The 23,615-nt window shown below is 63.8% G+C and carries 19 protein-coding genes; 10 read left to right on the top strand and 9 right to left on the bottom strand.

Annotated features, from left to right (window positions below; all coding sequences use genetic code 11):
* Window positions 1-178: 178 nt before the first annotated feature.
* From NKI66_RS12210 to NKI66_RS12200, 3 genes are all read left to right on the top strand, one after another.
* On the top strand, window positions 179-2,353 hold the full coding sequence (locus NKI66_RS12210) for an alpha-ketoacid dehydrogenase subunit alpha/beta (RefSeq protein ID WP_352751727.1): 2,175 nt from the start codon (window positions 179-181) through the stop codon (window positions 2,351-2,353).
* Window positions 2,354-2,437: 84 nt separating this feature from the next.
* Window positions 2,438-4,000: an ABC transporter substrate-binding protein gene (locus NKI66_RS12205; protein WP_023811570.1), complete on the top strand. Its 1,563-nt coding sequence runs from the start codon at window positions 2,438-2,440 to the stop codon at window positions 3,998-4,000.
* Window positions 4,001-4,120: 120 nt separating this feature from the next.
* Complete coding sequence (locus NKI66_RS12200) at window positions 4,121-5,350, top strand: aminotransferase class III-fold pyridoxal phosphate-dependent enzyme (RefSeq protein ID WP_352751725.1); 1,230 nt, start codon at window positions 4,121-4,123, stop codon at window positions 5,348-5,350.
* Between the two features lie 34 nt (window positions 5,351-5,384).
* On the opposite strand, the gene NKI66_RS12195 is transcribed toward NKI66_RS12200, so the two are convergent.
* Complete coding sequence (locus NKI66_RS12195; RefSeq protein WP_023811567.1) at window positions 5,385-6,122, bottom strand: GntR family transcriptional regulator; 738 nt, start codon at window positions 6,120-6,122, stop codon at window positions 5,385-5,387.
* 146 nt (window positions 6,123-6,268) lie between these two features.
* Here NKI66_RS12195 and otnK point away from each other — a divergent pair, with 146 nt between their 5' ends.
* Complete coding sequence (gene otnK, locus NKI66_RS12190) at window positions 6,269-7,642, top strand: 3-oxo-tetronate kinase (protein ID WP_023811566.1); 1,374 nt, start codon at window positions 6,269-6,271, stop codon at window positions 7,640-7,642.
* The gene (locus NKI66_RS12185) at window positions 7,642-8,280 is read left to right on the top strand and encodes a class II aldolase/adducin family protein (protein WP_023811565.1); all 639 of its coding nucleotides are present in this window, start codon (window positions 7,642-7,644) and stop codon (window positions 8,278-8,280) included. The genes otnK and NKI66_RS12185 overlap by 1 nt, the downstream gene beginning before the upstream one ends.
* 143 nt (window positions 8,281-8,423) lie before the next feature.
* Here NKI66_RS12185 and NKI66_RS12180 read toward each other — a convergent pair whose 3' ends face one another.
* The 5 genes from NKI66_RS12180 to NKI66_RS12160 all read right to left on the bottom strand — a co-directional run bounded on the left by NKI66_RS12180 (window position 8,424) and on the right by NKI66_RS12160 (window position 13,697).
* A complete protein-coding gene (locus tag NKI66_RS12180; RefSeq protein ID WP_023811564.1) occupies window positions 8,424-9,695 on the bottom strand; it encodes a CaiB/BaiF CoA transferase family protein in 1,272 nt (423 codons plus the stop codon).
* A 37-nt stretch (window positions 9,696-9,732) separates the two neighbouring features.
* A complete protein-coding gene (locus NKI66_RS12175; RefSeq protein WP_023811563.1) occupies window positions 9,733-10,764 on the bottom strand; it encodes an ABC transporter ATP-binding protein in 1,032 nt (343 codons plus the stop codon).
* The gene (locus NKI66_RS12170; RefSeq protein ID WP_050592694.1) at window positions 10,761-11,774 is read right to left on the bottom strand and encodes an ABC transporter ATP-binding protein; all 1,014 of its coding nucleotides are present in this window, start codon (window positions 11,772-11,774) and stop codon (window positions 10,761-10,763) included. Before NKI66_RS12170 ends, NKI66_RS12175 begins: the two co-directional genes overlap by 4 nt.
* A 67-nt stretch (window positions 11,775-11,841) precedes the next feature.
* Complete coding sequence (locus tag NKI66_RS12165) at window positions 11,842-12,684, bottom strand: ABC transporter permease (RefSeq protein ID WP_352751723.1); 843 nt, start codon at window positions 12,682-12,684, stop codon at window positions 11,842-11,844.
* Window positions 12,684-13,697, bottom strand: coding sequence for an ABC transporter permease (locus NKI66_RS12160; protein WP_023811560.1), 1,014 nt, complete (start codon window positions 13,695-13,697; stop codon window positions 12,684-12,686). The genes NKI66_RS12165 and NKI66_RS12160 overlap by 1 nt, the downstream gene beginning before the upstream one ends.
* A gap of 184 nt (window positions 13,698-13,881) precedes the next feature.
* Between NKI66_RS12160 and NKI66_RS12155 the strand changes: the two genes are divergently transcribed.
* The 5 genes from NKI66_RS12155 (at window position 13,882) to NKI66_RS12135 (ending at window position 20,057) form a co-directional block, all read left to right on the top strand.
* Window positions 13,882-14,691, top strand: a complete 810-nt coding sequence (locus NKI66_RS12155; RefSeq protein WP_023811559.1) for an IclR family transcriptional regulator — start codon at window positions 13,882-13,884, stop codon at window positions 14,689-14,691.
* A 134-nt stretch (window positions 14,692-14,825) separates the two neighbouring features.
* Complete coding sequence (locus tag NKI66_RS12150) at window positions 14,826-15,578, top strand: SDR family NAD(P)-dependent oxidoreductase (protein ID WP_352551182.1); 753 nt, start codon at window positions 14,826-14,828, stop codon at window positions 15,576-15,578.
* Between the two features lie 212 nt (window positions 15,579-15,790).
* A complete protein-coding gene (locus NKI66_RS12145) occupies window positions 15,791-17,140 on the top strand; it encodes a glucoamylase family protein (protein ID WP_023811557.1) in 1,350 nt (449 codons plus the stop codon).
* Window positions 17,130-18,662, top strand: coding sequence for a mercuric reductase (locus NKI66_RS12140; protein WP_023811556.1), 1,533 nt, complete (start codon window positions 17,130-17,132; stop codon window positions 18,660-18,662). Before NKI66_RS12145 ends, NKI66_RS12140 begins: the two co-directional genes overlap by 11 nt.
* Before the next feature lie 165 nt (window positions 18,663-18,827).
* Window positions 18,828-20,057 (top strand): glycosyltransferase family 4 protein, encoded by a 1,230-nt coding sequence (locus NKI66_RS12135; RefSeq protein WP_352751721.1) that lies wholly within the window; start codon window positions 18,828-18,830, stop codon window positions 20,055-20,057.
* Window positions 20,058-20,157: 100 nt separating this feature from the next.
* Here the strand turns inward: NKI66_RS12135 and NKI66_RS12130 are convergent, their stop codons facing one another.
* The 3 genes from NKI66_RS12130 to NKI66_RS12120 form a co-directional block, all read right to left on the bottom strand.
* Window positions 20,158-21,132: a hypothetical protein gene (locus NKI66_RS12130; protein WP_352751719.1), complete on the bottom strand. Its 975-nt coding sequence runs from the start codon at window positions 21,130-21,132 to the stop codon at window positions 20,158-20,160.
* Between the two features lie 235 nt (window positions 21,133-21,367).
* Entirely contained in the window at window positions 21,368-21,943 is a 576-nt protein-coding gene (locus tag NKI66_RS12125) for a DUF1349 domain-containing protein (protein WP_352719537.1), read from the bottom strand.
* Window positions 21,944-22,034: 91 nt separating this feature from the next.
* On the bottom strand, window positions 22,035-23,474 hold the full coding sequence (locus NKI66_RS12120; RefSeq protein ID WP_352751718.1) for an aldehyde dehydrogenase family protein: 1,440 nt from the start codon (window positions 23,472-23,474) through the stop codon (window positions 22,035-22,037).
* Between the last annotated feature and the right edge of the window lie 141 nt (window positions 23,475-23,615).

The following is a 23,615-nucleotide window of genomic DNA, read 5'->3' as shown; positions in this document are numbered from 1 at the left end:
TCAAAATTCCTCTTGCGGAACGCCGCTGTCCCGGCTTAGTCTCGCCTCGTCAGAAAATGAAATTAAATTCCATTTATGTGCGAGCTTTCTAGACGGTGCCCCGCCCAGGAAAAATGACCGGCCGCAATCGACTGAGAAAATATTTGATATATCATCTACCAGAACGGAAATAGCTGACATGGTCCAGCAGACATCGATCCAGCCATCGGCGCCCTGGTTGCGGCTAGAGGTTGACGATTCGGACTGGAACGACGCCGAGGTTTCGGGCCTGGTGCGCTGGTACCACCAGATGCTGCTCATCCGCCGTTTCGAGGAAAAAGTGCTCGATCTCGCCAATGCGGGGCTGGTGCATGGTCCGGCGCATGCCAGCATCGGCCAGGAGGCGACGGCGGTCGGCGCCATGTCCGTGCTCGGCACGGGTGACCGCATCAACGGCACCCACCGCGCCCATCACCAGGTGCTGGCCAAGCTTGTCAACGCGCAGACGCCCGGCGGATTCGACCCGCTGCATGACGCTTTCAACCCGGACATGCAGGGCTCGGTGCGCGGCCTGATGGCCGAGATCATGGGCCTCAAGTCAGGCTATTGCGGCGGCCGTGGCGGCTCGATGCATATGCGCGACGATAGCTCAGGGATTCCTGGCACCAGCGCCATCATCGGTGGCAACCTGCCGCATGCGGCAGGCTACGCGCTGGCCGACAAGCTGCTCGGAACCGGCAACATCTCGGTCGCCTTCTTCGGCGACGGCACGATGATGGCAGGGCCGGCCTATGAGGCGATGAACATCGCCGCGCTATACCGGCTGCCGGTGATCTTTTTCGCCGAAAACAATCTCTATGCCGTCTCGACTCACATCAACGAGCAGACGCGCGAGACGCGGCTGGCCTCGCGAGGACCTATGCTCGGCTTTCGCGGCATCGAATGCGACGGCATGGATGTGGTGGCCGTCCACCATGCCATGCGCAAGGCGCGCCGGACGATCGAGGAAGACGGCGGCCCGGTGCTGGTCGAGGCGCTCTGCTACCGCTTCCTGCATCAGAGCGGCGCCCGCCCGGGCAGCGAATTCGGCTACCGCACGCGGGCCGAAGAGGACGCCTGGAAAGCGCGCGACCCGCTTGCCACCATGGCGGCTCGCCTGAAGACGATGGGCATCCTGAACGATTCGGACCTCGGTACACTCGACCAGCGCGTCATGGAGGTGGTCAACACCGCTGCCGATTCGCTGACCGAAATGAGCGGCAACGCGCTGCGCATTCCTGATCATCTGTGGCCGGACCCAAGCGACGTCGACAACCAGATCCGCGGCGATCTTTCCGAACTGAAGAGCGAGCGCTTCCTCGAGATCGAGGACGTGCCGCCGGCCGAGACCAAGCCGGTCAAATTCATGGTTGCCGCGTCCGAGGTCATCGCTCGCGCCATGGAGCAGGATCCGCGCATCATCATCATGGGCGAGGACGTGCACCGGCTGCGCGGCGGCGTTTCGGGCGCCACAAAAGGTGCGCTGGAACGCTGGCCGGAGCGCGTGCTGGCGATGCCGATCGCCGAGAACGGTTTTGTCGGGGTGGCGCTGGGTGCAGCGCTTTGCGGCTTGCGGCCGATCGTCGAGATCATGTTCGGCGACTTCTGCCTGGTTGCCGCCGACCAGCTGTTCAACGCGGTCAGCAAGGTGCGTCACATGTTCGGCGGCGGTTTTCCGGTGCCCATCGTGGTCAGGGTGCGCGTCTCGCCGCACACCGGCTACGGCTCGCAGCATTCGGGTGATCCGTCCGGCCTGTTCGCCCTGTTTCCCGGCTGGCGCATCGTCGCGCCGACGACGCCCTTCGACTATATCGGCCTGATGAATTCAGCGCTGAAATGCGACGATCCGGTCGTCGTCATCGAGCATGTCGAACTGTTCCCGAGCGAAGGCCCTGTGCCTGCGGACGACCGCGACTATTGCGTGCGGCTCGGCAAGGCGAAGATAGTCAGGCCGGGCAGCGCCTGCACACTGCTCACCAGCGCCAGCATGGTTGCTGTCGCCAGACAGGTGGTCGAGGAGACCGGCGCCGATGCCGAGATCATCGACCTGCGCAGCCTCGACCCGACCGGGCTCGACTGGCCGCTGGTGGAAGCCTCGATCCGCAAGACCAACCGAGTGGCCGTCATCGAGCAGGTGCAGCGTGGGCTATCGCTTGGCGGACGACTGACACAGGAGATTCAGGATCGCGTGTTCGATTATCTCGATCACGAGATCCTGCATGTGACGGGAAGCCTTTCTGCTCCCGTCGTATCGGCCCCGCTCAACCGCGCCGCACTGGGCGGCGCTGAAAAGCTCAAGGCCGCGCTTCAATCCCTCACTGGCGTGGGCGGATAGAGCGAACGCATTGCCACAAAGATCCGACAAGAAAATGGGAGAACTGACATGACCATCCTACCGAGAAGCAAGACCAGAGCGACGATGCTGGCAGCCGTGCTGCTGGCCACCAGCGCCTTCTGGGCGCCGGCCAGCTTCGCGCAGGACAGCAAGCCGCTGGTCATCGCGCGCAACATCGACCTCAACTCGCTCGATCCGCACCGCGCGTTCTGCGACACCTGCCAGATCTACAATTCCAGCGTCTATGAATCGCTGCTGACGCTGGACAAGGACAACAAGCTGATCCCGTTGCTCGCTTCCAAATGGGAAGGCAATGCCGACCAGAGCAGCTTCACCTTCACGCTCGACCCGGCCGCCAAATTCTCGGACGGTTCGCCGGTAGAGGCCAAGGACGTGAAATGGTCCTGGGAGCGGCTGAAGAACCTCAAGGGCAGCGCCTCGTTCCTGATGGACAATGTCGCCTCGATCGAGACCCCGGACGCGCATACGGTGGTCGTCAAGATGGTCGCGCCGAGCTCCGAATTCCTCAACATCGCGGCGGCGCCCTACGCAGCGGTCGTCAACAGCAAGGTTGCTTCCGAAGCCGGCGCCAAGGCCGATGCGGAAGCCTCGACGACAGACAATGCCGAGGCCTGGTTCCTGGCGCATTCGGCCGGCAGCGCGCCGTTCGTGCTGAAATCCTATGAGCCCAATTCGGAGCTGCGGCTGGCACGCAACGACAAATACTGGCGCACGGCGCCGGCGCTGAGCGAAGTCGTCATCCGCCAGACCAAGGATGCAGTGGCGCAGGCGCAGATGCTGCAGAGCGGCACCGCCGACATCGCCATGCAGATCGACCCGGACACGGCCAAGACGATGACCGGCAGCGACGTGAAGATCGAGACCGTGCCATCCTACAACTTCATCTATGTGGCGCTGTCGCCGGGCGCCAAGGCCAACAAGGTTCCGCTGACGCCCGAAGTGCGTGAGGCCATCTCGCTCGGCCTCGACCGTCCGAGCATCCTCGACTTCACCATCGGCTCCGAGGGCCAGTTGATCAGTGCGCCGATCCCGCTCGGCTTCCCCGGCGGTTCGGGCTTCGAGGCGCAGCCCTATGACGTCGCCAAGGCAAAGGAACTTCTGGCCAAGGCCGGACACGCCGACGGCTTCGAGATGGAAGCAGCGTTTCCCGGCATGAACGTCTACGGCGTCGACCTGTCGCTTCTGATGCAGAAGGTTCAGCAGGATCTGGCCAAGATCAACATCAAGCTCGATCTGCAGCCGATCCCCTTCGCCAACTGGCGCGAACGCGTCAATGGCGACGGCATCCCGATGACCGCGGTGTTCTACGCGCCGGACTATTACGGCACCTCGCAATACATCGATTATTTCGCCATGACCAAGGGCAGCCCGTGGGCACGCCGCGCCGGCGCGGAGCGCGACCCGTCGGTGCTCAACCCAAAGGAAGCGGAGATCTACAAGGCAGCCCTTGCGGCAAGCGGCGACAAGGCCGCCCAGCTGTGGCACCAGGCTGGCGAGGAGATGATCAAGGACAGGATCATCCTGCCGCTGATCAGCCCGAACCTGATCCTGGCCTACAAGTCGGACGTCAAGGGCGTGCGCTACAGCGCCTGCTGCAACCTGCCGCTGGCAGAACTCAGCCACTGAGCGAAAAAAAGCGGGAGGCGGCCCAGCCGCCTCTCGCTTCCTCCTCCTGGACGATCAGCAAATCCTGTTCTTCCAGCGCCAAATTCAATATATGATATATCAATGTGCGGAGACCTCGCTATGCATTCCCTGATCAACTCCAAGGACCAGTTGCTGCGCGAGCGTGCGGCCTCGGTCATTCCGGGCGGCATGTGGGGACACATGGCCACGCGCTATCTCGGCTCCGCCTATCCGCAGTTCTTCGAGCGCGCCGACGGCTGCCGGGTCTGGGACGTCGATGGGCGCGAATACATCGACCTGATGTGCAGTTGGGGGCCCAACATCCTCGGCCACCATCACCAGGCCGTCGAACAGGCAGCCGAGAAGCAACGTCGCCTGGGCGATGCGATGAACGGCCCGGGTGAAGTTCTGGTCGAGCTGGCGGAGTTGCTGGTCAAGACCGTCGCGCATGCCGACTGGGCAATGCTGCAGAAGAACGGCACCGACGCCACCACGGCCTGCGTGACAATCGCGCGTGCCGGCACCGGCCGGCGCAAGGTGCTGGTCGCGCGCGGCTCCTATCACGGCGCCGTGCCGTGGTGCACGCCTTCGCTCGCCGGCGTCACCGCCGAGGACCGCGCCCATCTCATCCATTTCGACTACAATGACGTTGCCGGCCTTGAGGCAGCCGTCGAGCAGGCCGGCAGCGATCTTGCCGCCGTCATCGTCACAGCTTTCCGCCACGACATCGCCCGCGACCAGGAATTGCCGACAGCCGCCTTCGCCAGACGGGCGCGCGAGCTCACCACCGCCGCCGATGCGGCGCTGATCGTCGACGATGTCAGGGCCGGGTTTCGCATCGACCTTGCCGGCAGCTGGGAGCCGCTTGGCGTACGGCCGGACCTGTCCGCCTTCTCGAAGGCGATCGCCAATGGCTATCCGCTGGCCGCCATCACCGGCACCGACCGGTTTCGCGAAGCCGCGACCAAGGTCTACGTGACGGGGTCGTTCTGGTATGGCGCCGTCGCCATGGCCGCCGCGATCGCCACCATCAACACGCTGCGCGATACCGACGCGATTGCCCGCATGACCGAAGCCGGCGACAGGCTGCGCTCAGGTCTCGACGCGGCAGCGAAGAAGCATGGCCTGTCGCTGCGCCAGACCGGTCCGGTGTCGATGCCGATGGTGCTGTTTGACGACGATGCCGAGTTCAAGCTGGCCAATGCCTTCTGCTCGGCCGCCTTGCGCGAAGGCGCCTATTTCCATCCCCGGCACAACATGTTCCTGGGTGCCGCGCACAGCGCAAAAGACATAGATCTCGCCCTGCAGGCGGCCGATGCCGGCATGGCCGCCGCGGTGCAGGTGGCTTGAACCAGCGCCCATGCGGTGGAGGCAAACAGATCGTTCAGCCGGCGGCCGACACCAGACGGCCGTTCTGCGCCGCGCGGCGCAGTTCCTCGGGCGTGACCGCACCGTCGTTCAGCCGTTCGAGAACCTTGACGAGCAAGCGGCCGCCTTCGATCATGTCCTGCTGAATGCCCTTGCGCACGCCGTTCTCGTCGCGCGCCCGCAGCGCGTCGAGAATGTCGAGGTGCCTGTGGCGGCCGTCATAGGTCGGCCTGGCGTGCGGGTACTGATAGTTCACCAGCGGCCCGTTGCGCAGCCAGATGCCCTCGATGATGGCCAGCAGCTCCGGCATTTGCGCCGCCTGGTAGATAGAGTGGTGGAATTCCCAATTGTCGCGGACGGCTTCGAACCAATGGCCATTGTCCTCGTTGGCAATCAGCCTGTCATGCACTTCGGCCAGACGGTCGATCTCGCGCGGCTCGATGCGCGTCGTTGCCGCCGCGCCCGCCATGCCTTCGAGATGCAGCCGGATGCTGCGCAGTTCCAGATATTGGGCCAGCGACAGCTGGGCGACGGTGATCGAACGACCGGCCTCCATCTCCAGGCCTTTTTCGCGCACCAGCTGCATCAGCGCCTCGCGCACCGGCGTTTCGGAAACCTGAAGGCTGGCGGCGAGGTCGCGGATCTTGAAGCGATGGCCCGGCCAGAAACGGCCTTCCATCATGGCGCGGCGAAGCTCCTCGTAGACGCGCGTCGTCAGATTGTCGCGCGCGATCGGCGCGATAGAAGCAGTCACATCCGCTCTCCGTTCTTGCAACAGCGCAGGCGTCGCCTGCGTCGCGTGGGCTGTGTATATGATACCACGAATGGCCTGACCACCGACATGAGACAGGCAACTGTGAGACGGGCAGCCATGGTGCAGACGGATATGAGACGGGGCGCATGACCGCGACGCCTTCACTCCTGTTTGGCGCCATAGCCGACGATCTGACCGGCGGCACCGAGCTGGCGTCGATGCTGGTGGCGCGCGGCATTCCAACGGGATGCACGGTCGGACTGAGTGCGCCGATCCCACCAGGCAATCTTGCCCATGTGATCCTGCTCAAGACACGCGTCATCGCGGCCAGCGATGCGGTGCGCCAGGTTCTGGAGGCGGCGGACCGGTTGCTTGAAGCTGGTGCCCGGCAGATCTTCTTCAAATATTGCGCCACTTTCGATTCGACACCTGCCGGCAACATCGGTCCTTGCGCCGAGGCGCTGCTCGAGCGGCTTGGCGGCGGCGTCACGCTGTTCACCCCGGCCCTGTGTGAGACCGGCCGCACCGTCTATCAGGGACACATGTTCGGCGGCGCCCAGTTGCTGGGTGAATCGCCCAAGCGCTTCGATCCGCTGACGCCGATGACCGATTCCAATCTGGTTCGCGTGCTGCAGGCGCAGAGCAAAGGCAAGGTCGGGCTGGTGCCCTATCTCGTCGTCGATGCCGGGTCGGAGGCCATCCGCAACGCCATACGAGAGCACAGCGCGGGCGGCGAGATACTGCTGATCACCGATACGATCCGCGAGCGCGACCTGGTTGCGATCGCGGAAGCGACCTTCGACCTGCCGCTGATGACCGGCAATTCCTCGGTCGCCGCGCATCTGCCGCCGGCCTGGCTCACGCATGGGCTGCTGAATTCAGGCGATCTCGTTGCCGCCAGCCTGCCGGCCGTCGAAGGGCCGGCAGCGGTGCTGGCCGGCAGCGTCGCCGACCGCACCATCGAACAGCTCGAGCGTTTTGCGCGCAACAATCCACTGCTGACGATCGACCTTGCCAGCGCCTTTGCCGGCGCCGATATCATGGCCGAAGCGCGTGCCTTTGCCGAGCGGCATTTGCCCGGTGCGATGATCGCCATTGCCACGACCGCGCCGCAAGCGACGGTCGAAGCGCTGCAGCAGGCGCACGGCCGCGATGTGGTGGCAGCAAGGGCGGAAGAGATCCTGGCCGGGATTGCACAGATTCTGGTGCGTGAACTCGGCGTCCGCCGGCTCGTCGTCGCCGGCGGCGAGACAGCCGGTTCGGTGGTCAAGGCGCTCGGCATCGACCGGATCGCCATGGGCGCCTATGAGGGCCCGGGACTGTCGCGCGCCATCGCCCACCTCCCCGACCTGCCATCCGATCCGCTGGCGCTGATACTGAAATCGGGAAAGCTCGGCGGCCCGGATATTTTCGCCGACGTCCTGCAAGACATGACACGGGCGACCACCGTCGCGCCGGCGATCGACACATGGCCACCGGCAAAACCTGTCATGTGGCCAACCACAGGAAAAGCATCGTGATGGACACCGAGACTGCACGCGCCAGCCTGATCACCGCGACGCAGACGCTGGACGCTAGTGGGATGAATGTCGGCACCACCGGAAACATCAGCGTGCGCACGACAGCCGGCATGCTGATCACGCCGACGGGAATAGCCACGAGCGCCTTGCGGCCGGAGCAGATGGTGGCGATGCAGCTCGATGGAGCCTGGGACGGTGCGTTCAGGCCATCGAGCGAATGGGAAATGCACGCCGAGATCTACAAGGCCTTTCCCGAGGCCGGCGCCGTCGTCCATGCCCATCCCGACCATTGCGTGGCGCTATCGTGCCTGCGCGAGGGACTGCCGCTGTTCCATTACATGGTCGCGGGTTTCGGTGGCGATGATGTGCGCTGTTCGGACTATGCGCTGTTCGCGTCAAGCGACCTGGCCAAGGTTGCCGTCGTCGCGCTCAAGGACAGGTCGGCCTGCCTGCTCGCCAATCATGGCATGATCGCTTTCGGCGGCGATCTCGACATGGCGCTCATCCGCACCATCAAGCTCGAGACCTTGGCTCGGCAATACCTTTTGGCGCGCAGCGCCGGCACACCGGTGCTCATCGAGGGCAGCGAGATACCCGCCATTCGCGGGCGCTACAAGAATTACGGTCAGCAGAAATAACCGGCCGAGCAATTCCAGGAAAAGTGGGAAGCGCTTTCCCTTGGGAATAGCGCCAAAACAAGGAACGGCTCTTCGCGCTCTTGAAGTAGAGAACCACTCAGTCGACCGCAAATGCGACGAGGGCTGTCACGCTCCGTGAAAGATCAGGCGGGGATCGGTTCGGCGGCAGGCGCATAGACGCTGACAGCCCCAGTGCCGACCAACTGGTCGATGGTCTCGGCGCTGTAGCCGAGCACGTCGGCCAGCACGGCAGCTGTGTCCTGGCCCAGCATCGGTGGCGCGGTGAAGTCGGCGGTCAACTGCGCGGCAAGTCCCTGCGCCGGACGCACCATGGCGACGGAACCGAGATGCGGATGCGGCAAGGTCTGAACGAGGCCGCGCTCGCGCACATTGGGACTGTCGAAGACTTCCGGTATCGATTTTACGGTGCCGGCCGGCACGCTGGCGGCGGCGCAAGCCGACATCCAGTGGTCTCGCGTTTTGGTCCTGAAGGCAGCCGCCAGCTGCGGAATCAGCGCCTCGCGGTGGGTGGCGCGCGCGCCTGCCTTGATGAAGCGCGCATCCCCAGCCAAATGTGGCAAGTCCACGACCTGCTCGCACAGGGCTGCGAACTGACGATCGTTGCCGACGGCCAGCGCGAAGCCGCCGTCGGAGGCTTCGAATATCTGATAGGGAACGACCGTCGGATGGGCATTGCCGTATCGGGCAACCTCTCGACCGGTGTTGAGGTAACCGCTGCCGACATTGATCAGCAGGCTGAGCGCGCAGTCGATCAGCGACAGGTCGAGGAACTGGCCCTTGCCGGTCGTCGCGCGCTCGTAAAGCGCTGCCAGGATCGACTGCGTGGCGACCATGCCGCAGACGATGTCGGTGATGGCGACGCCGACACGCATCGGCTCGCCATTGCTCTCGCCAGTGATGGCCATCAGGCCGCTTTCGGCCTGCATGACGAAATCATAGCCGGGCCGTCCGGCATCGGGCCCGGTCTGGCCGTAGCCGGAAATCGAGCAATAGATCAGCCGCGGGTTTGACGCGCTGAGTTCCTTGAAACCGACACCGAGGCGATCGGCGGTGCCGGCGCGGAAATTCTCGACGACGATGTCGGCCTTCGCTGCCAACTCGCGCACGATGGCCAGCCCCTGCGGGCTTTTCATGTCGAGCGCGATGCTCTGCTTGCCCCGATTGGCGCAGAGATAATAGGTTGAGACACCCTTGTAGCTCGGCACCGACCACGCCCTGGTGTCGTCGCCACCATCGATATTCTCGATCTTCCAGACTTCGGCGCCGAGATCGGCCAAGCTCATCGTCGCCCACGGACCGGCCAGCACGCGCGAAAGATCGAGAACCTTGATGCCTTCGAGCGGCAGGCGCGCGCGGCCAGCCGTGGCGGCATTTTCGGAATGGTCCTCAGTCACGATCAAAATTCCTTCGCGGATGAATTCGGCGGGCCTGTCAGACAGCCCTGAAAGTGTTGACCGGCTCCGGAAAATGACAGGCGACGCGATGCGAACCACCAGCCGGATCGAGCGGTGGTTCGACGGCAGCGCAAATCGCCTGCGCCTTGAAGCAGCGCGTGCGGAAGCGGCAGCCGGATGGTGGGTTGAGCGGGCTCGGCACGTCACCGGTCAGTACGATGCGCTCGCGCTTGCGCTCCTTCTCGGGGTTGGCGAGCGGCACCGCCGACAGCAGCGCCTGGGTATAGGGGTGCAGCGCCCTGGAGTAGAGTTCGGCCGCGGGTGCGATATCGACGATCTTGCCGAGATACATCACCGCGACCTGGTGCGAGATGTGGCGCACGACCGAAAGATCATGTGCGATGAACAGATAGGATGTGCCGAAGGACTGCTGAATATCCCTGAGCAAATTGAGCACGCCAGCCTGCACCGAAACGTCGAGCGCCGAAACCGGTTCGTCGAGGATCACCACTTGCGGGTTGAGCGCAAGCGCGCGGGCGATGACCACACGCTGGCGCTGGCCGCCGGACAGTTCGTGCGGATAGCGCTTGCCGTGATCGGGATTGAGCCGGACAAGTTCGAGCAGTTCGGCCACCCGCCCACGGCGATCGGCCGCCGACATGTCGCTCATGCGCAAAGGCTCGGCGATGTTGTCGGCAATGCGCATGCGCGGATGCAGCGACCCGTACGGATCCTGGAAGACCAGCTGGATGTAGCGCCGCATCAGGCGCATGTCTTCGTGGTTGAGGGCGAGCAGGTTCTGGCCACGGAACCAGCTTTCGCCACTGGTCGGCTCGATCAGCCGCATCAGGCAGCGTCCGAGGGTCGACTTGCCGCAACCGGATTCGCCGACGAGGCCCAGCGTTTCGCCCGGCGCCAAGTCAAAGGACACATCGGCCACCGCACGCACATGGGCAACCGCGCGGTCGAAGACGAGGCCGCCGCGAACCGGAAAATCCTTGACAAGATGGCGCACGGAAAGCGCTGCCGCCGGCTTGGTTTCGACTTGAATTTGCTCCACTGCGCTCATGGGGCCATGCTTCCACTGTCCAGTTCTGCCGCCGCAAGCGCAGCACTATGGAAGGGCGGCAAGGTCGTCGCGAAATGGCAGGCCGAGAAGCGGCCGCCTATGTCGTGCAAAGGCGGATCCTCGGTCCGGCAGCGTGCCTCGGCATAGATGCAGCGCGGATGGAAGGCGCAGCCGCCCGGCAAGCGGCCAAGTGCGGGCGGCGAACCGTCGATCGAGAACAGCCGCTCGCGGCTTTCCTCGAGGTTGGGGATCGAGGCAATGAGCCCGCGCGTGTAGGGATGGCGCGGGTCGGCGAACAGCTCGGACACGCCAGCCTGTTCGACGACACGGCCGGAATAGACGACCGCGACGCGGTCGGCATGACCGGCGACGACGCCTAGATCATGGGTGATCAGCACCAGGCCAAGGCCGAGCCGCTCCTGCAGCGAACGCAGCACGGCCAATATCTGCGCCTGCACCGTGACATCGAGCGCCGTGGTCGGTTCGTCGGCGATTAGCAAATCGGGATCGTTGGCGACGGCCATGGCGATGACCGCGCGCTGGCGCATGCCGCCGGAGAATTCATGCGGATACTGGTTCACCCGGCGCTCCGGCTGCGGGATCGCCACCAGATGGAGCAGTTCCACCGCGCGCGCCATGGCCTGCTTGCGGGTGACGCGCTGATGCAGCCTGACCGCCTCGGCGATCTGGGCGCCGACGGTCATCACCGGATTCAACGAGGACAGCGGGTCCTGAAAAATCATGGCTATGCGCGCGCCCCTGATCTTGCGCATTTCGCGTGACGATTTGCCGACCAGTTCGTCGCCGTTGAAGCGGACCGAGCCGGTAACCACGGCGTTCTTCGAGGTCAGGCCGAGCGCGGCGAGCATGCCGACCGACTTGCCCGAACCGGACTCGCCGACAATGCCGACCACCTCGCCCTTGGCGACGTCGAGGTCGATGCCTCGCACCGCTTCAAACTGGTCGCCGGCCCGCCGGAACCCGACGCGCAGGCCACGAATCGAGAGCAGCGGCTCCTGCTCACCTGCCTTGTCGACGGCGCCGGGAGCGCGCTGAAGATATCTGTGCGCTCATCGCCTAGTCCGACCTTGGATCGAGAATGTCGCGCAAGCCGTCGCCGATGAAGTTGAAGCCGAGCACGATGGTGAGGATGGCGACGCCGGGACCGAAGGCGATCCACCATTGATAGAAATGGACGGCGCCATCGGAGATCATCGAGCCCCATTCAGGCGTCGGCGGCGTGGCGCCGAGACCGATGAAGCTGAGCGACGCGGCAAGCAGCACGACCTGGCCCAAATCCATGGTCGCGCTGATCAGCACCGGAGTCCAGCAAAGCGGCAATATGTGCGTGAACAGCACGCGCCGCGGCCTGGCGCCGGCGGCGATTGCCGCCTCGACATGCTCGCGCTCCTTCACCTCCAGCACCTGCGCCCGCATCAGCCGGGCGTAGACCGGCCACCAGACCAGCACCATGGCGATGGCGGCATTGCCGAGGCCCGGCCCGAGCGACGCCGCGACGGCCATGGCGAGCAGCATCGGCGGGAACGACAAGGTCACGTCGACCAGCCGCATGATCGCCGCGCCGGTGAGGCCGCCGACGAAGCCGGAAATGGCGCCGAGCAGCGAGCCGATCACCACAGCCGAGACGACGACCAGGACCGCGATCGGCAACGAATGTGCGGCCCCGTGCAGAGTGCGGGCCAGCACATCGCGGCCGAGCGCATCGGTGCCCAGCCAATGCGCCCAGTTCGGCGACTGCAGCCGGCGTGCGACCATTTCGAGCGGATCGAACTGCACGACCAGATTGGCGAAGACGGTCATGAACAGCCAGAACAGGATGACGATCGTGCCGATGACCAAAGGCGCGGTCAGCCATTCGGGAACAGCGGTGGAACGGGATCTGGTTTCGACCGCCGACATCAGCTCAATCTCACGCGCGGATTGGCCACGACATAGAGTATGTCGGTGATGAGATTGGTGACCAGGAAGGCGAGGCCGCCGACGATGGTAACGCCGATGATTGCCGGGAAGTCGAGCGCGCGCGCCGCCTCGACGGCATAGGAACCCATGCCCGGCCAGGAAAAGATGGTCTCGGTCAGCACCGCGCCGGTGATCAGATAGGCGAAGGAGTAGCCGATGACGGTCAAGGTCGGCACCATGGTGTTGCGCAGCGCGTGGACAATGACGACGCGGAATTCGCTGGCCCCCTTGGCGCGCGCGGTGAGCACGAACTCGCGGCTCATCACATCCAGCATGTTGGCGCGCACCAGCCGCGATATGGTGCCGGAAACCGTCCAGCCGAGCACGAAGGCCGGCAGAAGCAGGTGCCAGAGCGCATCCTTAAACACCGTCCAGTCGCCGGCCAGCAACGAGTCGATGGTCAGGAAACCGGTGATACCGGGCGGTAATGCCAGGCGGGCATCGACCCTGCCCGGCCCCGGCAGCCAGTTCAGCATGACGGAGAAGATGAACAACAGGCCGAGCCCCGACCAGAACACCGGCAGCGAAGAGCCGAACAAGGCGAACAGCCGCGCGCCATGGTCAATCAGGCTGTTGCGGAAATAGGCGGCCAGCACACCAAGCACAATGCCGAGCGTGGTGCCGAAGATCATCGCAGCGAAAACCAGTTCGAGCGTTGCCGGCAAGCGGTAGAGAATGTCGGTGCCGACATTGCGCTTGGTGATGAACGAGGTGCCAAGATCGCCGCTCAGCAGATTCCCAAGATATATCATATAGCGTTCCGGCAAAGGACGATCGAGACCCCAGCGCGCCTTGGCGGCGGCCACCACTTCGGGGTTGCTCATCTGCTGTTCGGCGACAATCGCGGTCAGCGGATCGCCCTTGGTCACCGTGGTGATCAGGAAGGCAATGGTGACGATGCCGAGCACCAGAAACGGCATGGCGATAAGCCGGCGCAAAATATAGCGAGACACGTGGCTACCTTCACAAGGAGGGGCTTCGTAAGATGGCACAGGGCGCTTGGAGATGCCATCGAGGGAAGCATATTGACAGTGGGGGAAAGCGCCTGTCAATATAAATGGAATTTAATTTCATTTTTGATACAACGCCGGCGACACCGGCCCGACAGGCGGACGACGACGCCAGAAAGACCTCAGCGTGCGCAAGCGAGCCACCAGGGACGAGACGGAGCTTGAAGTCGAAGGCGCGCAGCTTTCGTCGTCGCTGGTGCGCGGGCTCGGCATCCTGCGCGCTTTCCGCCCGGGCGATGCCTCACTCGGCAATCAGGACATCATTGCCCGCACCGGCCTGCCCAAGGCCACGGTTTCGCGCATCACCTATACGCTAAGCGCGCTCGGCTATCTCCTCTACGACAAGGACCTTGGCCGCTACAGCCTGGGACCAGCCACCGTGGCGCTGGGTTATTCGGCACTGAGTTCCAGTGCGGTTGTCCACGTCGCCCGGCCGCTGATGCAGCCGCTGGCCGATTTGACGGGGGCGGCGGTGGCGCTCGGCACCCGCGACAGCCTCAACATGGTCTATCTCGCCAACTGCCGGTCGGAGAGCCTTGTCACGCTGCGCCTCAACCCGGGCTCCTATCTGCCGATCTGGAAGACATCGATGGGGCTGGCCTATGCGGCGGCACTTTCATCCGAGGAGCGTGCCAGCCTTGTGGGGGCTTTGCAGGAGGCCGAGCCGGACAGGGCGGCGATGATCGCGGCGGCGATCGACGATGCGATCGCCCAGTATGCCGACAAGGGCTATGTGACGTCGTTCGGCGCCTGGCACAGCTACATCCATGCAGTCGGCGTGCCGTTCCGTCCGAGTGACGGCTCGCCGCTGGTTGCCATCACCTGCGGCGGCATCGGCGAGATCATCACGGAAGAGCGCGCGCATGCCGAGATCGGACCGGCGCTGGTGGCGATGGTGAAGGCGCTGGGCAGAGAGCTCGAGGGGAGTCCCGGGTAACGGGATTGGCCCAGACGATCGGACTCGCATGCCGGCTTGAACTTGCCTGATCGTGACCGCACAGTCGCCGTCGATGGTATGGCGGTCGCGCGTGGTTGGCGTCCATCGGGTTCAGGTGACGGGGGGAGAATCAGATGCCGATGAATTTTGCAGGACGGTTCAGCGGTCGAGCGGCGGTGATCACCGGCGGCGCATCGGGCATCGGTCTGGCAGTGGCTCAGAGGATTGTCGAAGAGGGCGGACGGGTTTCAGTCTGGGATCGCGATCCTGCTCAGATCGAACAGGCCAGGACTACCCTTCCCGGCCTCCACGGTGTTGCCATTGACGTCGCCAATGCGGCCGGCGTGGAACGCGCCAAACAGTCGGCGATCGAAGCGCTTGGCGGTGTCGACATCCTGGTCACCAGTGCGGCGATCACCGGACCCAACATGACGACCTGGAATTACTCGGTCGAAGATTGGCAGAAGGTCATCGACATCAACATCAATGGCGTCTTCTATTGCAACAAGGCGCTTGTCCCGCACATGCTCGAGCGCAACTATGGCCGCATCGTCAACATCGCTTCGATCGCCGGCAAGGAAGGCAATCCCAACGCTTCGGCCTACAGCACCTCGAAGGCCGCGGTGATCGGCCTGACCAAGTCGCTCGGCAAGGAGTTGGCCAAGACCAAGGTGACGGTCAATTGCGTCACACCGGCGGCCGTGCGCACCGCGATCTTCAGGCAGATGAGCCAGGAGCACATCGACTTCATGCTGTCCAAGATACCGATGGCGCGCTTCGGCGAGGTCGACGAGGTGGCGGCGCTGATCTGCTGGATCGCCTCGGAAGAGTGTTCGTTCACGACCGCCGCCGTATTCGACGTTTCCGGCGGCCGCGCCACCTACTGAGGCAGGACGCATCTCAATTCCGCGTGACGACGCAACGAACTGGAGCGTAGGGGCGTATAGTCCCAGACGTCGAATCGACGTTGACGCAACAAAGCTATGCGGGAAAGCTATGACGCGGCATGACAGTTCAGCATGCGTGATGACCTGCCGGCGCGGGGCAACTGGTTGGCGGTTGACGGACGCTGCAGCCATCCGACGGGAGCTTGCTTCTTTTGCTTAGGGCCGAGCCTTGCGCGCTGTCCGACGACGAGCTTCTGGACCGCTATCAGCGCGCCGCCTTCGACTATTTCCTCGAGAACGTGAACCCCGAAAACGGATTGGTCGCCGACACCTCGCGGCCGAATTCGCCGGCCAGCATCGCTGTCGTCGGCTTCGCGCTGTCCAGCTATCCGGTCGGCGTCGAGCGCGGCTGGATGGCGCGCGATGCCGCCGCGAAGCTGACGCTGGCCGCGTTGCGTTTCTTCTCGGCCGGCTCGCAAGGCAATGGCGAGGAGGTCACCGGCCACAAGGGTTTCTACTACCATTTCCTCGACATGCGGACCGGCCTGCGCGTCTGGCGCTGCGAACTGTCGATGGTGGATACGGCATTGCTGATATCGGGCATGCTGGTGGCGGGCGCCTATTTCTCCGGTGATGATGACGAGGAAGCCGAAATCCGCCAACTGGCCGAGGCGCTCTACCGGCGCGTCGACTGGCGGTGGGCACAAGGCTCAAGCCCGACCTTGCGACAAGGCTGGAAGCCGAGGAGCGGCTTTCTCCACTATGGCTGGGAGGGCTACAACGAAGCCACGATCCTCTACGTCCTGTCGATGGCCTCGCCCGACAGCCCGACCTCGGACAACAGCTACGAGGGCTGGACGGCGACCTATCAGTGGGAGAACATTTACGGCTACGACGTGCTGTATGGCGGTCCGCTGTTCATGCACCAGTTCTCGCATGCCTGGATCGATTTCGCCGGCATCCGCGACGCCTTCATGCGCGAGAAGAACTCGGACTATTTCGAAAACAGCCGCCGCTCGACCTATCTGCATCGCGACTATGCACGCCACAACCCTTACGGCTATGGCGGCTACGACGAGAACCTTTGGGGTCTTTCGGCGGGCGACGGGCCAGGCGGTTTTCGCACCAGCGTGGAGCGACAGCGCCGGCGGTTTTCCGGCTATGCCGCGCGCGGCGCGCCGTTCGGGCCCGATGACGGGACGATCGCGCCTTGGTCCTATCCGGCATCACTGCCTTTCGCCCCGGAGATCTGCCTGGCGGCGTTGCGCCATCTCGGTGATCGCTACCCCGAGGTGATCGACAATTTCCGACTGCCGAGCGGTTTCAATCCGACATTGGCGAACCGACGTAAATTCGGGAGGCACGGCTGGGTGTCGGAAGGCCACTATGGGCTGGATCAAGGCATCGTGGTGATGATGATCGAGAACCATCGGTCAGGGTTGATCTGGAGACTGATGCGGTCAAATCAACACATCCGCAACGGCTTGCGCAAGGCCGGATTCAATGGCGGCTGGCTGTCTCAGCCGGCAAGCCCGGCGTCGGGTGGCGGCGATGTCGCGTGACCGGACCAGGGCTGCCGCCTTTCCTGTCGATCACAACGACATTGAGCTGATCAAGGGCGCCCATCCGCCGCACCGGAAGAACCCGCAGCCGGACGGTCCCTACAACCTCGTCGTCATCGGTGCCGGACCGGCTGGACTGACCGCCGCCTACGAAGCGGCCGGCCTCGGCGCAAAGGTCGCGCTCATCGAGCGCAACCTGATCGGCGGAACTTGCGTCAATGTCGGCTGCATCCCGTCGAAGTCGATCATCCGCACCGCAAGGCTTTATGCCGACATGCGCGACGCCGAGAATTTCGGCGGCGACATGCCGGACCGTCTTCACGTCAACTTTCAGCGCGCCATGACGCGGATGCGGCAGATCCGGCAGCGGATCAGCCGCGCCGATGCCGCCGATAGCCTGATTGCCGAAGGCATCGACCTTTATTTCGGTGAAGCGCGGTTTTCCGGAAGGGACGCTGTCACGGTCGCCGGACAAACCTTGCGTTTCAGAAAGGCGCTGATCGCGACAGGCGCGCGCCCGAGGCTGCCGACGATCTCGGGGCTTGCCGACGCCGGCTATCTCAGCAACGAGACCATGTTCGATCTCACGGAGTGCCCGAAGCGGCTTCTGGTCATCGGCGGCGGACCACTCGGTTGCGAAGCGGCGCAGGCCTTCTGCCTGCTGGGCGCGAAGGTCATCCAGGCGCAGCGCGAACCGATGTTCCTGCCCGGTGAGGAACGCGATGCCGCCCAAATTCTTTCGGACGCGCTGGCGCGCGAAGGTGTCGAGGTTCGCCTCAACACCGAGGTGGTGGCGGTACGAACGGAAGGCGGCAAGAAGCTCGCCGACCTGGTGTGCGACGACATCACGACAACGATTTCCGTCGACGAGATCATCACCGGCATCGGCCGATCGCCCAATGTCGACGGTCTCGACCTGGAGAACGCCGGGGTGGCATATGATGCCGACGGCATCAAGGTGGACGATTATCTCCGAACCGCCAATCCACGCATCTATGCGGCGGGCGACGTCTGCCTCGCCTACAAATTCACCCATACCGCCGAGGCGACAGCCCGCATGGTCGTGCGCAATGCCCTGTTTCTCGGACGCAGGAAACTGAGCGAACTGGTCATTCCGTGGTGCACCTATACCGATCCGGAGATCGCCCATGTCGGCCTCTATCCGGCGGAGGCGCGCCAGAGCGGCATTCCGGTCAAGACCTATACGGTGCTGATGCACGATGTCGCCCGTGCGGTGATGGACGGCGAGGAGGAGGGTTTTGTCAAAATCCACGTCAGGGAGGGGTCCGACCGCATCCTGGGCGCCACGGTCGTCGCCAGCCATGCCGGCGAGATGATCAATGCGGTGTCGCTGGCGATCAAATCGGGCATGAGATTGCGGGCGCTGGCCGACGTCATCCATCCATTCCCGACGCAGGCGCAAGGCATCAAGATGGCCGGTGACGCCTATCGGCGGACAAGGCTCACCTCATCATGGAAGCATCTGGCGGGCCGCTGGTTGGCGTGGTCCAGGCGATGGTGACATTCGGCAGGGCGCGCAGCTGGTGCATCTGACATTCAGCGACGATGCGGCGCTTGACGAAAGCGGCGTTCGGCTGAACAAGTCGAAGCCGATTGTTGTGGTTTTGGGGCCGTCGCGCATGTCGTCTGGAATGAAGCCTCCGGCGCAAAGCCCAGAGCGTCCGCTTTGAAACCCGCGGACGCACAACCGCTCGACGCTGCCTCCGCGGCGAAAGCCGGGCGACGTGTGCTGGTTGTGTCCCACGATCCGGCCTTTCCGCCGATCTCCGGCGCGGATTTGCGGAACTACCGCAATGCTGAGTCTGCTGCGCAATTCGGCCCGGTCTGCCTGGTGTCTGTGCTGCCGCAGGCGACGGAAACAACCGATCCGTCGATCCGCACCGAAGCCTTGTCGATCAAGGGAGAGGCCCGCTCCGCTTCGATCGGGTGGTGGCGCATAAGGGCGGAGCGTCGCATCTCGCGCGTCGCCTTGACGCGGCTGGAGGCACTGGTTCGGGACTTCCGCCCCGATACGGTGCTGATCGAGGGCATCGGCCTGTTCAAGCTGCTGCGGCCTTTGCGGGCATTGACGAAACATCTCATCCTCGACATGCACAACGTCGAGTCCGACTTGGCGGGGCAGTTGCGGCACGTCGATGTGAAGCGGCCTGCGGTGGCGACGATCAGCGCGGGCATCAGGCGTCTCGAGAGAAAAGCGATTGCCCTTGTCGACCGGGTCTGGGTCTGCTCGAGCCAGGATCGAGAGCGGTTGATGGCGCTTTCCCGGCATAAGTTGCCGATCGATGTCGTTCCAAACGGAATTCCGCACGCCGGGCACAGCCCCGAAACGCTGCCCGCCGAGCCCGGATCCGGCGAAAGCTTTCCGGTGATCCTGTTCGTCGGCCATCTCGGCTATCCGCCAAACGTCGACGCCGTCCAGAGATTAGCCGGCTCCATACTTACGCGCATCCGACTGGCCTTGCCGACCGCGACATTGATTCTCGCTGGGCGCAACCCGACAACGGCCGTGCAAGCGCTGGCAGGATTGCGGGGCGTGGAGCTTGTCGAAGACCCCGAAGACATGGCGCCGCTTCTTTCGAGAGCGCATCTCACCATCATCCCGCTTGCGGCAGGCGGCGGCACCCGCATCAAGATTTTGGAGGCGATGGCGTGGGGCGTGCCGGTGATCGCCACGCCTCTGGCGGCCGAGGGCCTGGATCTGGTCGACGGGGAGGAGCTGCTGCTGTCGGATACCGATGAAGGGCTTGCCGGAATGGCTGTCGGACTCTGCCTGGATGCCGCCCGCAGGGCACGGCAGCGCATCCGCGCGCATCAAGCGGTTTGGGCAAGGTTCGGCCCAGAAGCCATCCGCAATGCTGTCCGCGGCGGGCTGGGGCTGGACGAGGCTGGCACATGATCCGTCCCTCCACCAGATATGGAGGAGCCACATCGTTCCACATCGCTTGCAGGAGCCCCGCTTCGCACCACGTCCAGCCGGAATTTCGTGGTCTGCCCTATCAGGATGCGTGCTGAAGCTCTTGCCGAATGGGGCCGAGATAGGTTTGCGGATGCAAGCGTCCCCAAACATGGCCCCGGTCGGTCAGATGCGCGACCTGCTCTATCCAGCGTCTCGGCGCATCGGGGTCCCTCACCTCATGCCAGTCGTCGACGATAATGACAGGCAGGCCCTGGTAGAGCGGGTCGAGCGGCGAGGTCCTGGTGACGACGATGCAGCCGAGATAAAACAGCTCCCATGTCCTATGGCAGTCCAGGCCATTGCCTTCGGTGGACAGCACGAGCGGGTATTGCGAGTATAGTTGCCAGATCGAGCGCTGGGAGACCCGTTTCGTCAGGAAATCGACATGCGGACATCCGCCCAGGGCATCAAGCAGTTCCCGGCGCTGCCTCGAGCCATTGCTGATGCTGAAATCAGAGAACAGCCTGGGCAGGCGGCGGTCCACATGATCCTGCCGGGCGCGTATGATTTCCAGTTGCTTCACAAGCCCTGCCGGCGTGGCAAGGGACCGAGGCGTGTGAAGATCGAGCCCGATCGGGAAAGGCTTCACTCTGGGGTGAGTGCCGTCACAATTCTGGCTGTACCAAGAGACCAGGAAAGGGTTGGCGAGAAGTTGGTCGACGGTGTCCTTCGCCAGATCCGACGGCACCGAAGCATCTCCGTCGGTCGTCAGCAGCGTGAACGGTGCCGTGATCGTCGGCAGCACGATCCTGACGAACGTGTCGAGGTCGCAGGTTTGCGCATCCCTGGACAAGGTGCTCAGGCGCAGCCAGACGATGCCATGCGCGCCGCTGTAATGTTGGCGGAAAAATGCCTCGCTCTGCGTCGATGCAGTTGGCGCGTTGCGATACCAGCGCGGCCCGGCGAAATCGCAGAAATGCCCGATGCCCTGCGACCACAGCACGGGCGGAACGTCAAGAAACCTTAGCGCCCTGGAATAGACGACTCTTTTGACAGCCCTTCGAAACCTGCCCATCGGCAACTCCTAGCGCGGATGCCAATAGCGTTGCAACGTACTGCCTGGCATATTCGCCTTGAGCCGAACCCGGGCTAAAAATTTCGAGCCGTCTGGCGGCGTCGCAACTGGCTGACGATCTCGCCGGCTGCAGTGCCGCGACCAACTCCCGGCACGGACAGAGGCACGCGGCGGTCTACAGACTTGATCGCGGCAAAGGTCGAAGTGCTTGCGGTTCAGCGCAAGACCGCACATCTCAATCGTGCAATTCCCGCGATATCGGCGGACCGAGGGAGAAATCGGAGAACGTTACCTCAAAGCCCTCGCGTTGCGGCGAACAGCACATCATGCCGATATCGACCGTCTTCGAGGTCGGGAAATAGGCAAGCCGCACAGGCTTCCAGTGGCCGTCGGAAGCATCGAGGTACTGGACGCGGATCGCCTCGGCGTGACGGGTGAACCGGATCCTGACGCCGTTCGGATCGGCATGAATGGCGACCAGCGACCAGTCTGACGTGTCGTTGGTGACGACAACGGAGAAATAGGCAAGGCCGTCGGTGTACTCGATACCGGCCTTGATCCAGTGCGTTTCGCTGAGCCGGACCATCAGCCCGGCCTGATCATAGAGGACTTCGTAGTCGCCTTTGACCGTGACTTCGGCGCTGAAATCGCCTTCGACCGGCCGGTGCAGGAAGTGGCCGTTGTCGCGCCAGAAACCGTAGAAGGTCTCGCGCCAGAAATCGGTCTCCTTACCGGTGCGCACACGAACGCTGTCGCCGTCGATAGAATGGTGCGGCGGCGGGTTAAGCCAGATCAGATCTTGCACTGTCATCCTTTCGCGCCGTCCAATCCAGATGTGCATGGCGGTGTTGCCGGCATGATCGGCAGTGACCGATCAGTCAGGCTGATCGGTCGACGGCCGATCAGCCTGCGAACGTATAGGCCGTCTTCACCGTGGTGTAGAACTCCGCCGCATAGTGGCCCTGCTCGCGCGGCCCATAGCTCGAACCCTTGCGGCCGCCGAAGGGAACATGGAAATCGACACCCGCCGTCGGCAGGTTGACCATCACCATTCCGGCCTCCGAATTGCGCTTGAAGTGCGTGGCATGCTTGAGGCTCGAGGTGCAGATGCCGGAGGTCAAGCCGAAGGGCGTGTCGTTGGCGACGGAAAGCGCCTCGTCATAGTCCTTGACGCGAATGACGCTGGCGACAGGTCCGAAAATCTCCTCGCGCGAACTGCGCATGGCATTGGTGGCCTCGGTCAGCAATGCCGGCTGCAGATAGAAGCCTGGCGTCTTGCGGTCGAGCCGCTCGCCGCCGAAGGCGAGCGTGGCACCTTCCCTGACGCCGATGGCGATATAGTCCTCGTCCTGCTTCAGCTGCGTCGCGTCGACGACAGGACCGATCTGGGTCTGCGCGTCGAGCGCATCGCCGATGACCAGTTTGCTCATGCGATCCTTGAGGGCATCGACGAAACGGTCATGGATGGCCTCAGTCACGATCAGCCTGGACGACGCGGTGCAGCGCTGGCCGGTCGAGAAGAAGGCGCCATTGAGCGCGCAATCGACGGCGATCGCAAGATCGGCATCGTCGAGCACGACCAGTGGGTTCTTGCCGCCCATTTCAAGCTGGAACTTGCGCATGTGTTCGATGCTTGCCGCGGCAACGCGCTTGCCGGTACCGACCGAGCCGGTGAAGCTGATGGCGTTGACGTCGGGACTGTCGAGCATCGCCTGACCGACGACCGAGCCCTTGCCCATGACGAGATTGAGCACGCCCTTTGGCAGGCCGGCGCGATGCAGGATGTCGACGATGGTCCAGGCGCTCTCGGGAACCAGTTCAGCCGGCTTGAAGACGACGGTGTTGCCGTGTGTCAGCGCCGGAGCGATCTTCCAGGCCGGAATGGCGATCGGAAAATTCCACGGCGTGATGATGCCAACCACGCCGACCGCCTCGCGCGTCATCTCCACGCCGACGCCCGGCCGCACGCTCGGCATGACCTCTCCGGTCAAACGCAACGTTTCGCCGGCAAAGAAATCGAATATCTGGGCGGCGCGAATGGTCTCGCCGATGCCTTCTGCCAGCGTCTTGCCTTCCTCACGCGCCAGGTTGCGGCCAATCTCGTCCTTGCGCGCCAGAATCTCGTCGGAGGCCTTTTTCAACACCGCGTGACGCGCCAGCGGACCGGAGCGGGACCAAGCCGGGAACGCTGCCTTGGCCGCGGCGATCGCCTGCTTGGCCTGTTCGACACCCGCCGAGGCATAATCGCCGACGATGTCACCGGTATCCGAGGGGTTGATGTTGCGCGAACCGGCGTTGCCGACCCACTCGCCATCGATGAGGTTCTTTCGAAACAGCGTCATATCGTATGTTCCTGCTTGTTGGCCGCGCGGGCATCTGTCTGAACTGGTATTTGCCAGACAATTGCCTCGCGGGAAAGCAAACAGTGAACCAGCAGCCGCGACAAAAATCCCCGCTTGCGCCGCGCGGATGGCGGGCGACGA

This window comes from Mesorhizobium sp. M0518 (assembly GCF_040321125.1).
Lineage (GTDB): Bacteria > Pseudomonadota > Alphaproteobacteria > Rhizobiales > Rhizobiaceae > Mesorhizobium.
The sequence above is the reverse complement of the archived record's forward strand: the minus strand, read 5'-3'. Positions and strand labels throughout refer to the sequence as shown.